Origin of the sequence: Limnovirga soli (assembly GCF_013106755.1) — a bacterium.
In the GTDB taxonomy this organism is placed as follows: Bacteria; Bacteroidota; Bacteroidia; order Chitinophagales; family Chitinophagaceae; genus Limnovirga; species Limnovirga soli.
In genome coordinates, this window is record NZ_WHPF01000010.1 from 85,790 (window position 1) to 98,448 (window position 12,659).

The 12,659-nt window shown below is 39.2% G+C and carries 9 protein-coding genes; 2 read left to right on the forward strand and 7 right to left on the reverse strand.

The features are described from left to right. Positions 1 to 19 precede the first annotated feature (19 nt). Positions 20 to 763 (forward strand): GLPGLI family protein, encoded by a 744-nt coding sequence (locus GD597_RS14625; protein WP_171608627.1) that lies wholly within the window; start codon positions 20 to 22, stop codon positions 761 to 763. Between the two features lie 993 nt (positions 764 to 1,756). Here the strand turns inward: GD597_RS14625 and GD597_RS14630 are convergent. The 3 genes from GD597_RS14630 to GD597_RS14640 all read right to left on the reverse strand — a co-directional run bounded on the left by GD597_RS14630 (position 1,757) and on the right by GD597_RS14640 (position 5,957). Next, positions 1,757 to 3,241 (reverse strand): polysaccharide biosynthesis C-terminal domain-containing protein, encoded by a 1,485-nt coding sequence (locus tag GD597_RS14630; protein WP_171608628.1) that lies wholly within the window; start codon positions 3,239 to 3,241, stop codon positions 1,757 to 1,759. 29 nt (positions 3,242 to 3,270) lie between these two features. Next, a complete protein-coding gene (locus GD597_RS14635) occupies positions 3,271 to 4,947 on the reverse strand; it encodes a M1 family metallopeptidase (RefSeq protein ID WP_171608629.1) in 1,677 nt (558 codons plus the stop codon). Positions 4,948 to 5,105: 158 nt separating this feature from the next. After that, positions 5,106 to 5,957 (reverse strand): alpha/beta fold hydrolase, encoded by an 852-nt coding sequence (locus GD597_RS14640; protein WP_171608630.1) that lies wholly within the window; start codon positions 5,955 to 5,957, stop codon positions 5,106 to 5,108. A gap of 440 nt (positions 5,958 to 6,397) precedes the next feature. On the opposite strand from GD597_RS14640, the gene GD597_RS14645 reads away from it, so the two are divergent. Then, positions 6,398 to 6,805, forward strand: coding sequence for a DoxX family protein (locus tag GD597_RS14645; protein ID WP_171608631.1), 408 nt, complete (start codon positions 6,398 to 6,400; stop codon positions 6,803 to 6,805). 108 nt (positions 6,806 to 6,913) lie between these two features. On the opposite strand, the gene GD597_RS14650 is transcribed toward GD597_RS14645, so the two are convergent. The 4 genes from GD597_RS14650 to infC form a co-directional block, all read right to left on the reverse strand. Further along, complete coding sequence (locus GD597_RS14650; protein ID WP_216368594.1) at positions 6,914 to 8,005, reverse strand: 3-oxoacyl-ACP synthase III family protein; 1,092 nt, start codon at positions 8,003 to 8,005, stop codon at positions 6,914 to 6,916. 315 nt (positions 8,006 to 8,320) lie between these two features. Next, positions 8,321 to 9,859: a T9SS type A sorting domain-containing protein gene (locus GD597_RS14655; protein WP_171608632.1), complete on the reverse strand. Its 1,539-nt coding sequence runs from the start codon at positions 9,857 to 9,859 to the stop codon at positions 8,321 to 8,323. Positions 9,860 to 10,388: 529 nt separating this feature from the next. Further along, complete coding sequence (mnmE, locus tag GD597_RS14660) at positions 10,389 to 11,771, reverse strand: tRNA uridine-5-carboxymethylaminomethyl(34) synthesis GTPase MnmE (RefSeq protein ID WP_171608633.1); 1,383 nt, start codon at positions 11,769 to 11,771, stop codon at positions 10,389 to 10,391. A gap of 290 nt (positions 11,772 to 12,061) precedes the next feature. Further along, positions 12,062 to 12,652 (reverse strand): translation initiation factor IF-3, encoded by a 591-nt coding sequence (gene infC / locus GD597_RS14665; protein WP_171608634.1) that lies wholly within the window; start codon positions 12,650 to 12,652, stop codon positions 12,062 to 12,064. Positions 12,653 to 12,659 lie beyond the last annotated feature (7 nt).

The following is a 12,659-nucleotide window of genomic DNA, read 5'->3' on the forward strand; positions in this document are numbered from 1 at the left end:
GTAACTTAAACAAACTATCATGAAAAATATATTATTGTTCCTTTTTATACTCAGCGCCACACTTACTGCAAAATTTGCTGTGGCACAAAACGCAGTTTTTTTGCGCACCGGCCGTATTGAATTTGAAAGAAAACTAAACCTATATGCGCAAAACGAAAACGATGATGAGTGGAGCGACCTGATGAAAAAATCAATGCCACAATTTAAAATCAATTATTTTAACCTGTATTTTAATAACGACAAAACGATATATAAACCTGGCAAAGAAAACCCCGATAACAATAAATTATGGGAACAACCTGCCGAAGACAATACCATTTATCAGGATCTGCAACAACAGCAGTCTGTAAGCCAAAAAAGAGTATTTGAACAGGTATTTCTTATTACCGATAGTGCCCGAAAAATTCAATGGAAAATAACTGATGAAATGCGCAATATTGCCGGCGTAGAATGCAGGCGTGCCAATGCCATTATTATGGACTCTATTTATATAGTAGCATTTTATGCAGATGCCATTCCGGTAAGCAGTGGCCCCGAATCTTTTACTGGTTTGCCGGGCATGATTTTAGGCGTTGCCATACCTCACGAACACCTTAGTTTTTTTGCCACCCGTATTTATAACGAAACGGTAACCGATGCTATGCTTGCGCCACCCGTAAAAGGCAAAAAAGTAAACAATACCACACTAAAAGAAACCATTGACAAAGCCACCAAAGACTGGGGAAAATATGGCAAAAGATATGTAAAAGCCGTTCTTTTATAAATAAGTATTATACCAGCTGCAGATAAAATAGCAGCTTTACTTGCGTCGCAATCCGTTCATCGCTTTGTTATTAATGGGGCTGTAATTTTTGCTTTAATACATTAAGTTAGGTGTATTTATTTGCTGCCACAAAGGCAACCGTACAAGTGTGCGACGCAAGTAAAGCACAAACTGGCGATACAGCCGGGCCCATAATTGTATTTGTAGAATTATATCTACAAGAAATTGACCAGCCTATAAATAGTTTTAGTGAAACAATACTACAATCAGATTTTATAAAGGGTAGTTACTTTGTGTTGTAAGAGTTTTTTTTCATAAACAGTTTTGGTTAAAGAAGAGTTTCAACCCTAATCCTTACTAAATGTAAGATTTGATTTTAAAAAAAGGTTTCGCAAAAACGAGGCCTTTTTTTATTGCCCACAAGGCCCACTTAGATGCAAATACAAACAACTGTAAGGGTAGATAAAACACTACAAAAAGAAAGGGCTAAGTATAATACAAATACATTACCGGTACTACAAATGACGCCCCGGCACGGCAGTACCTTTATGTTGTAAAAGGAAACAAGATAAACCCTAAGAAAACAAAAAAAACCAAACCCTTTTAAACAAAAGAAAAACTAAATTTTAAAAAAAGAATAACCACTTTTTTCAACCCTAAACCCTTAAAACAATTAACCCATTTTTTAACCCTAACCTTAAAAAACCAAACCTTAAAACTTAAAAAAGCAAAAGAGAACGACCGCTTTTTTCAACCCTGAACTTTTAAAAAACTAAACCCAATTTCAAACCCTAAAACTTAAAAATCAGCAAGAGAGAATGACCACTTTTTTCAACCCTAAATCCTAAAAAACTTTCAACCCTGAATTTTTATTTGTAATCGTAAAAAGTAAAAAAGTGATCGTAGCAGGAGGCTTCAAAAAAATGAAGCCTCTTTTTTTTGTTTGGCATTTGCCTTACACCAAACAATAATAAAAAAAATGACTGGGGAAATTTATTTACGCAACCTGTGCAACAGGTTATCGTACACCTGCCTCGCATCGGGTGTTAGCTGAAAGAAAAATACGCCTGTTGCTATAATTCCGGAAAATACAATACTGCGCAGGAAAATAGCCGGCCAGCCTAATAATCCATACCCTGCATAATAGGCTACCCCAAATGCCAACAGGCATAATACAATTACATAAAAGGTTTTGCCGCTAAAAGGTTGCATGCCATATTTACGCCTTAAAAATTCGTAGCGAATAAAATTGTATACGGTTAAAGAAATAAGATCGCTATAGGCTGAGCCTATAATGCCATATTGTTTTACAAAAATATAGGTAAGTGGTATGCGCAATGCCAGCATAACTATGCCGCTGATAAATTCAAAACGCCAAAAGGTAGATGTGGCAATTATTTGTGCATTTACACCTGTGCCGCCATCAATTACACGTATAATACCAAAAATAAATACGAGGGGTATACCGGCACCATATTTATCAAATACGCCTACTACCGTTAAACCATCTGTAATATTGAGCCAAATATTGCCAAAAATGAATAGGGAAATAATCAGCATATTTATACTGGAACGTTGATAAATACGGGTTATCTCTGCAAAATTCTTATCCTTCCAGTTACGCGCCAATACCCCGGTTGCAATGGTAGAAATACTGCGCTGCGGCACTTGAATTAAGTTAGACATATACAGGGCCAATGTGTACACCCCAGCCAAATCCAACCCAAGCAAACTGGAGATAATGAGCCCATCAATAGTTTGGCCAAGGGTAGTTATAATAATGCCGCCAAATATTAACCCCTGCATGCTCCAAATTTTCTTTGCGTATTTTTTGGTTACCCGGCTTTTGGTTAGGGTTAGATGTACCTTTTTGGTTTTAATAAAATAGACCATTAAAACAACTGCAATAACTATGTACGTCATTGCAAATAAAACCATAAACGTATAAAAACTAATCAGCTGGCCTATGTATAACAATACCAAAATAAGAATGCAAATACGCAAACCTGTTTCCCTAAGAAAATTGGAAATAACCGTTTTTTGCAATACCCAGGAATAGCTTTCCAGTATAGAAAAGAATAAAAGCCCAAAAGAAAAAGGGATTACCCAAAAATAATACGCCACAAACAAAGAGGCATTCTTTGAAAACTTCTGAACCACAAGTGGTTCAAACACAATGGCTCCAATGGTTACGAGTATAAAACCAATACCGGAAATAAGAAAAGTACGGCCCAGCAGGTCATTCTTTTTGTCTTCCAGATTGTCTTTATAGTAGGGATAAAATTTATACAAAACCGGTATTACACCCAATGTGGAGAAGATATAAAAATTCTGCCCCACATCAGAGAATAACCGGGTTAAACCATATTGTTCTTTGCTAAAATAACTAATAAAGAAATACGTATTCAGGGCACCTATAAGCGTACCTGCATACACTAAAATACTGGAAGTTATGGCCTGTTTACGTATTCCCGACATGTATATTGTTTCGAAGTATGCCTGCCTTATTAATTCGATGCCGGCCTGGTAGTAATATAAAAATTCTTTTCCAGGTAATCACTTTCAAAAACAGCAGCATCTATACCATTCAATTTGAGTTTTTGCCATTTAGTAGTTGGGCTAAAATGAAGTATTTTACCTGCTTCATCCTTTAACACCAATGGCATATTAAAGCCATCAATACAATTGGTCCAGCGTATTTGAACAGATTTTCTATCCGCCGATACGGTATATTCCAATACTGGTATAGCAGTATTTCTAAGGTATTGATCAAACACTTTACTTAAATCAATACCCGAATGCTGGCTTATATATTGTTCTACCTGATTGCTGGTAACGGTTTGATGATAAAAATCTTTATTTAACCCTCTTAATATTTGTCTGAATTTTTCATCATTATCCATCATATGCCTGATGGAATGCATCAAATTGGCACCTTTAGGGTACATATCTCCACTCCCCTCTTTATTTACGCCGTAATATCCAATTACCGTTTCTTTATTGGCAATCCCTGCTCTTTGCCCATAATTATATTCATTGCCAGCCTGTTTGCCATAATAATAATCGGTGAACAGGGTTTCACTATAATCGGTAAGGCCTTCATGTACCCACATATCAGCAATATCTTTAGTGGTAACATTATTGGCAAACCATTCGTGGCCGCTTTCATGAATAATAATATAATCCCATTTCAAGCCCCAGCCGGTATTTGACAAGTCACGACCTAAATAACCATTCATGTATTTATTACCATAAGCAGTTGCACTTTGATGTTCCATACCCAGGTGAGGTGCATCAACCAGCTTATAACTATCCTCATAAAAAGGATAAGGGCCAAACCAATATTCAAAAGCCCGCAACATCAGCTTTACCTGATCAAATTGCTTTACAGCCTTTTCCTTATTATAATCCAAAACCCAATAACCTAGATCAAGTTTGCCTTTTTCACCCATCAAGGTATCGCTCCAGTTTACATATTTGCCTATATAGGGAATAATGCAGTAATTGTTAATCGGGCTATTTACTTCCCAGGTATAGGTAGCCAAGCCATCAGCCATGGTTTTATCCTTTAAACGGCCATTGCCTACTGCCACCAAACTATCAGGCACTATCATGGCTAAAGAAGCGCCGCTATCAGGCTCATCACTTTGATGATCTTTACAAGGATACCAAACACTTGCGCCAAGCCCCTGGCAGGCTACGCTCATCCATGGCCGGCCTTTGGCATCTTTTTTCCATATCCAGCCACCATCCCAAGGCGGACGAACAGCTTCTCTTGGCTTTCCATGAAAATAAGCTACCACATTATTTACCGCTGCCATTGGTTGTTTGGGTACTTGTACATGCCAAACATTCTCCTCTTTGGTAAAAGATAATTTTCTATCGCCGTTAAATAATACACTGTCCAGTATCATGGGGTTTTGCAAGTCTATCTGCATAAAAGCCGGATAGCTATCACTCACCACTTTATACGTAATAACCGTTTTACCACTAATGGTTTTTGTTGCATAATCAGGTTGCACGGTAATATCATAGCGCTGTACATCCCACCAGGCCCTTTCGGGTGTAATACTGCCACGCAGGGTATCTCCATGGGTAAACACTGTTTTGGGTTCCATCAATTGTGCCTGTGCAAAAAAGAAAGAAAATAATAATGCAACAAATGCAAATAGCTTTTTATTCATAGTATCAGTTTTCTGCAATAAATGTAGTTTGTTAATTGTAATTAAGTTAAAGCTTTTTATAAGAGTTTATATAATTTGCCAAATGGCAAATTTAACATCCAAATCCCATTATTTGCCATATGCTTTAGCCGTAAATGGTCCATTTTACCATAAAAATATTAGTCATGCATATCCAATGTGTATAAGGCATTGCGTATATCGGCAAATTTTGTCCATGGTATAAAATGGTTCTCGCCTTCAAACCAAACCAGTTGTACCTCTTTTGCTTTTATAAGGTGTGCTTTAGCATAATCGGCATTAGCTGGTGGAACCAACGCATCCTTACTGCCATGCATAATTAAAACCTTACAGGTAATACTGGCCAAATCTTTGGGCATTTCTTCCACATCCTTTTTAAACATCAATAATTCAGCATTGCTTGGGCGCATAGCCCCGGGTATCATATACCGCAAGGCTGTACGGTCTAATGGCACCCGCCAGTTTTCAGGTTTTTCTTCTGCGGGGTCTACCGACCCGGCTAAAATAACCAGATTGCTAATATGCGCATTAGGATTATCTGCCGCCAGTTTTACAACCATGGGGCCGCCCAGGCTATGCCCAATTAAACATAAAGGCTTACCATTATTTATATGCGCCAACAGCGCACTTATGGCCTTGCCCTGTTCTTCCAAGTTTAGCGCTTCACCAAAATTGCTATAACCAAAACCCGGCCGGTCAATACTAATCATACGGTAGCGGGTTCTAAGTAAACTATCTTTTAAATAGCCAGCAAAAGCATCCCAGCTGCCCGGCGAGCCATGCACAAAAAAAAGTGTAGGCAAGCTATCGCTGCCGGTTACAACATAGTGTAAATTGGTATTACCACTATTAAAAAATGCAGGCGTAAACGGCGTATTATGTTTGGCAAAATCCTCCCGGGCTGCATTGTCGGTGGTACGCATACGCATACAGCTTTGTGCAAAAACCAGCCAGCAGGCGCAGATTATGGCTGTAATAAAAAATATTTTCATTAGTTTTCTTTTCACGTCAAGTACAAATAATAGTAAATATACCCTATTAGCACTTTACAAAAAGTTAGTATAAGTACAATTCAACATTACTTAATCTTTTCTGATAATAGTTATGTAACCAGCAGTGGTAATGTATTGCAACTGCTCTTGCGTCGCACTCTTGTACGTTCTAATGCCTAATCAGCTTTTGTAACAGCCAAAAACGTGTTATGCAAATAAGCGGGGCTGTTTATAGCCCAAATACCAGACAGCCGTACAAGTGTGCGACGCAAGTAAAGCCCAATAGCTTTTCATGCGCCGGGCTACAAAACATTTAATGCCATGATTAATAGTATTAAAAACTAATATGTTGGGCATTGTATTGCAGCTATTGCCCACATGACCACAATCATGCAGCCCGCTATTTTATTTCTGTAACTTTTTACTTTAAAATCAAGAATATGAAACATTATCACATTGTATCGCGTATTGCGATTTACATGCTGGCGATCGTAATGATTATTTTTGGCGTATTTTATTTTCTTAATCCACACGACCTGCTGCTGTTTGTGCCAGAATTTGTACCCGGCGGTATTTTATGGGTGTATGCAACCGGCACTGCTTTTATTTTGGTTGGACTGGCTTTTATTTTTAATAAAATGGTAAAGCTGGCAGGCTATTTACTGGCAGGCATACTACTGGTTTTTGTGCTGTTTATTCACCTGCCCAATTACCTGTATGCAGGCGATAAAGAATTGCAGCTGGCAGCACTCATTAACATGCTAAAAGATACTGCCATTGCGGGTTTTGCACTTCACCTGGCAGCAGGCGCTTACCACCAACACCTGCATTTGGAAAACAGCGATTAGGCTATATTGAAAATACTAATTGATTAGTTTATTAAGGCTTGGCTAACAAGAAATGGCGTGTGTACTACTTGCCATATGGGAAAATATTATTCACAAAAAAAGAATAAATTAAAACCTGATAATAGCACTTGCCCAGGTAAATCCACTTCCATAAGAGGCCAGGCAAAGCAAATCGCCCCGTTTTAATTTATTGTCTTTTACGGCTTCAAACATTGCAATAGGTATAGATGCGGCTGTGGTATTACCATACCGTTGAATGTTTATATAAATCTCATCATCCGTTAAGCCAAGCTTTTGTTGCACATATTCAGCAATTCTGGCATTGGATTGATTCAAGATAAGCATGTTTATATCATCTACAACAAGACCATTTGCAGTAAGGCCTTCATTTATAACTACGGGTAAATAAGTAATGGCTCGTTTCATTACGGCATTACCATCCATCTGGGCAAAAATTTGTGCATTATCAATCATTTTATGACTGATATATTGATTGCCAAACCAATCCTGCTCATCATATTCGGCTACCGGTTCTTTTACCCAATGGTTGCTATGTGTACCGGGATTACAAAAAGCAAGCGCCTCTGCACCATTACCATCGCTATGAAGATGAACGCTTAATATACCTTGCCCCTCATTGGAGGATGGTTGTAGTATTACTGCTCCTGCACCATCTCCAAACATAACACCCACTGTACGGCCCCTTGTAGAAAAATCTATGGCAAATGAATGCTTTTCGGCACCTACCACCAATATGTTTTTATAAGTGCCAGTTCGTATAAATTGATCGGCAATACTTAAAGCATAAATAAAACCACTGCACTGATTACGCACATCCAAAGCACCAATGCCTGCAAGCCCAAGATCTCTTTGTAAAAGCACCCCACATCCGGGAAAATAATAATCAGGAGAAAGTGTATCAAATATGATAAAGTCAATATCTTCTTTTTTTATTCCGGCATCTTCAATAGCCATTTTAGCCGCTGCAGTACCCATGGTGGTGGTGGTTTCTCCAAACCGATCTGCATAGCGCCTTTCTTTAATACCAGTACGCTGTTGTATCCACTCATCTGTGGTGTCCATATGTTTCAAAAGATCTGTATTGGTTACTACATTTTGGGGTACGTACATACCAATACCGGCGATGGTTGATTTTTTCAGGTGCATTAACTCTAAACTATTATTTTGATTTGTTTTCAAAAAATAATTAGGATAAACGGCAGCATTAATTGATACATAATCAATGAATTACGAAAAATTATAATTTTAGAGTAACAAATTTTGAAACCCAACCAGCTGGCAAATGGAGGAAGTTTGATTAGATAGTTGTCTGAGATACAGAAAGTGACTTTGCCAATTTTTATGCATGTTTCAGCGAAAGGAGTGATTTGATAAGTCAACAGAAAATGGCTAAAAGAAACAAAACTGATGCCTGCCAGTAAATTTGAGAGCAAATATCTCAAGATCATTTTATTTGCTTTTTCAAAAGACTGTCAGTAATCAAATTTCTATACATCAATTCTTAAGAAATAAACATTTCCTGGTTGTTGCATTATCTTGTACAGTAATGTAATACATCCCGGCTGGCATATCCGCGATGTTGATTTTTAGTATAGTGTTATTTTCTGCAAATTGTTGCCTGAAAATAATACCCGCATAATTGCTGATGGTTATTTGTGAAGCATGTTTGAGGGAAAGTCCCTTTACCCACACAAAATGCGTGGCGGGGTTTGGAAAAGCACTCAGGCTGGGAATATTTTTTTGCTGTAGTATAGTTGCTGCCTTTGAAACGGAAATCGGTGCCTGCAATGCAGGTAAAAACCTTGCCGTAAAAAAGTCTGTGGGATTTGCCCCTTCGTACTTCCATCCACCGGTTACGGGTTTACCGTCTTTCTGTAATCCCATTGTCAGCATGCTTGTGTTGAAATTAAAGTTTGACTTTATCAGGCCATTATCACCAAAGCTTTTATCTAAAACTCCTTTGGGCTTATATCTTGCCAAAACAAAGGAACCGCCACCTACAGTGATCTTTCCATTTGGCTGCACCGCCACAGCCCTTGCTATATGCGAACCTCCTACATTGGTTATAACCACCCCGCTGTCGCCAAAACTGTTATCAAGCCTACCTTGGTCATCAAATTTTACCAACCCAAAATTACTCCCCATCTCACCCGCTGCCAGTATTTTATTGTCGGCAGATACTGCCATAGCATGGAGCAGGTCGTATCCGGTTACCAGCAGTAATACCTTACCATTTATACCAAAATTCATGAGAGGCTTGCCAGTACTATCATATCCCAGCAGGCAAAACTGGTAGTTGAATGCATCATCCTGGCAGTAACCACCTACAATTATTTTGGTGCCCGGTAGTAAAATCACTGCCGTTCCCCTTTCATTGCTGGAAGTACCCATTTTTTGCACGATGGTGCCATTAGTACCAAAACTGTTATCCAGCGTGCCATTGGTATTTAAACGGGCAATAAAAGTACCGGCAATCCGACTGGCAGAACCTGTGCTTCCAGTTACAATAATTTTACCGTCTTCCTGCAAGGCCATTACAGGGTAATACTCATAATTAAGTGTATTATCAATAAATACACTACCGTTATGTCCAAAGCTGCTGTCTAATGTTCCATTCCTATTGTAACGTGACACAAAAAAATCATAATTGCTTGTCGGTTGAAAGGTATAACCTGCCACCAGTATCTTTCCATCGGGCTGCAATTTTACATCGTTCCCATAATCATTGCCAAATCCATAGCCTTGGCTTATTTTTCCCTGTGTGCCAAACTTTTTGTCTGTGGTTCCATTTGCATTATACCGCGTTACAATAACCTCGTAATACGCCGGGGCGGCATACAGCGTGTAGCCCACAGCTACTATCTTCCCGTCTTTTTGTATAGCAAGGGCACTTTCAACATCCCCATAACCATTGTTAAAATCTCCCGACACTGAGCAATTGCCGCTGAAACTACTGTCGAGGTACGATTGTTGCGCCTGTACAAAAGAAATAGACAGGGTAAGGAGGAGAATGAGGATAAATTTATCTTTCATAGCAGGTGTGGTTAAATAAACTTTTAAGAAAGAATTGGTGTAAACAGGCAATATAAGCATTATACCCTACTTTATCAATCAGTCGTTAATTAGATACTGTATTATAAATGCAGAAGTCAAGACTAAAAGACACAGAGAAATACCGGTACAATAGTATGCCAATATTGATCTTCAATCAATTATTTTGCTATCAGGAACTTTAGTTGAGTTTTAACTTTAACGCTTAGATTAACAAATTCAAACTACATATTAATTGTATTTCACTTTTAATCCCAGAAAGCGAAGTTATGTCGCCCTGCTCTCCAATCCGATCTCCTATAGATTTTCAAATCGTAACAAAAAATATTCAAAAAAAGCTATAGGAAACAGAATGTGTATCATAATTGCCTTTAATCTCGTCTCATAATAGCAAAAAATTAAAAAACTAAAAGTAGCAACGGACTTGTAGCAAATAAACACTAAAAAAGTTAACAATAATCCGCTGAAAAGGAATGTAAACAGCGGGAAATCTGCATTCTACGTGCGTCGGCTACTTTCCAATGCAAAACTTACTAAATATATAATCCAGCTGGTCTTCGTTGGTAATTTCACCGGTAATCTCTCCCAGATAATGCAGGCAGGTTTTTATATCCAGCGATAATAAATCGCCACTAAGGCCCTGCTCCATGCCCTGCATAATTTCGGTAATAGCATCCTGTATTTTTTCCAATGCGGCCACATGACGGGCATTGGTAATGATGGTTTGCTCCCCAATGGTAGCATCCTGAACCGTAGTGCTATATAATGCCTGGGTAAGGGTGGCAATATTTTGTTTATTGCGGGCAGAAATGTAAATAATATTTTCTGCGCTGGTGTATTTGCTGGCATACATGCCAGCATCGCCATCAGCCTTATTGCCTACCAAAATGTACCTTATTTGTTCCTGCTGCAGCATGGCGGTTATTTCCTGCAAATCTGCATCCGTATTGGTTTGCACGTCAAACAGGTATAACACAATATCGGCCGATCGCATTTTTTCCAAACTACGCTCTACCCCAAAACCTTCAATAATATCGTTGGTGTGTTCGCGTATACCGGCAGTATCTACCAGCCTGAATAATATTCCGTTGATGTTTAATGTTTCTTCTATGGTATCGCGGGTGGTACCGGCAATATCGCTAACTATAGCTCTTTCTTCATTTAACAATGTATTTAGCAGGGTAGATTTGCCTGCATTGGGCTTGCCAATAATAGCTACCTGCACCCCATTTTTAATTACATTACCCAATGCAAACGAGGAGAGCAATGCGCCCACTTTTTGCTGCGCTTCCTTCAACAAGGCAAAGAATTGTGTGCGATCAGCAAATTCCACATCTTCCTGGGAAAAATCCAGTTCCAGCTCAATAAGTGCGGAGAAGCTCAATAATTGGTCTCTGATATCTTTTAATGCATGAGAAAAGCCACCCCGCATTTGTTGTATTGATGTTTTTTTACTGGCTTCGGTATTGCTGGCAATAAGATCAGCTACGGCTTCCGCCTGGGCCAAATCCAGCTTGCCATTTAAGAATGCCCTTTGAGTAAACTCACCGGGTTTGGCAATACGGGCACCTTGTTGTACCAGCGCCTGCAATATTTGCTCTTGTATATAATTGGAGCCATGGCAGGATATTTCAATTACATCCTCTCCGGTATAAGAACGGGGGCCTTTAAACAAGGCCAGCACTACTTCGTCAAGCACTACAGCCCCTTGTTTTAATAAACCAACATGTAGCGTATGCGATGCCTGTTCCATCAGGTTTTTAGAGGGGAATAATGCGTTTACCATGGTAAAACTACCTGCCCCACTTACCCTTATTACCCCTATGGCACCCACTCCCTGTGGTGTTGCCAATGCTGCAATTGTATCGTCCCAACCCGAAAATTTACCACGCATATGCTATTGCTTTTGCCAAAAGTAAACGATAGCTTTTTAACGGGTTGCAATTGCTGGTATTTATTATGTTACCGGCTGTAGATTATTGGGCAGCTGTACTTGCCACGCTCGGTTCAGGGTTCCACTTTTATGGCGGCAATAATACAGGTACAGGAACTTGCAGTTATAGCTGCATAAAGCGCCAGGCGTACAAGAGTGCGACGCAAGCGGTGCTACATGCATTAACTACTGTCGGGTACAACATAAAAAAAGCCAGGGTTACCCCGGGCTTTTTATACATTAAAACAGATTTATTCTGCGGCTTCTTTTGGTTTTTTCTTGGCGCCTTTTGGCGTTAACATCAGCTGCATTCTTTTGCCTTCCAGCTTTGGCAGCGATTCGGGAATACCAAACTCGGCAAGGCGTTCAGCAAATTTTAGCAATACCAATTCGCCTCTTTCCTTAAACATGATGGCCCTTCCTTTAAACTGCACATAGGCTTTCACCTTATTGCCATCTTTCAAAAAGCCTTCAGCATGTTTTGCCTTGAAATTAAAATCGTGATCGTCAGTTCCAGGCGTAAAGCGAATTTCTTTTACCTCGCTTTGCTTGGCATTGGCTTTCATATCTTTTTCCTTACGTTTTTTCTCGTATAGGAATTTTTTATAGTCAATTACTTTACAAACCGGAGGGTCTGCATTTGGAGAAATTTCTACCAGGTCTAATTCTTGTTCACGGGCAATACGCCTTGCTTCATCAGCAGGATAAATGCCTACTGTAACATTATCGCCCACCAGGCGAACTTGTGGCACTCTTATGCGATCGTTAATGCGGTGTTCAGGCTCTGGCTGCCTGTTAAAACGTGGGTTGAAACGCCCACCTCCCTTATACGGTAAAGCCATTAATTGT

Coding starts and splice junctions, on each gene's coding strand:
- GD597_RS14625 (WP_171608627.1), top strand. CDS start 20: ATGAAAAATATATTATTGTTCCTTTTTATACTCAGCGCCACACTTACT.
- GD597_RS14655 (WP_171608632.1), bottom strand. CDS start 9,859: ATGAAAGATAAATTTATCCTCATTCTCCTCCTTACCCTGTCTATTTCT.
- GD597_RS14630 (WP_171608628.1), bottom strand. CDS start 3,241: ATGTCGGGAATACGTAAACAGGCCATAACTTCCAGTATTTTAGTGTAT.
- mnmE (WP_171608633.1), bottom strand. CDS start 11,771: ATGCGTGGTAAATTTTCGGGTTGGGACGATACAATTGCAGCATTGGCA.
- infC (WP_171608634.1), bottom strand. CDS start 12,652: ATGGCTTTACCGTATAAGGGAGGTGGGCGTTTCAACCCACGTTTTAAC.
- GD597_RS14645 (WP_171608631.1), top strand. CDS start 6,398: ATGAAACATTATCACATTGTATCGCGTATTGCGATTTACATGCTGGCG.
- GD597_RS14640 (WP_171608630.1), bottom strand. CDS start 5,957: ATGAAAATATTTTTTATTACAGCCATAATCTGCGCCTGCTGGCTGGTT.
- GD597_RS14635 (WP_171608629.1), bottom strand. CDS start 4,947: ATGAATAAAAAGCTATTTGCATTTGTTGCATTATTATTTTCTTTCTTT.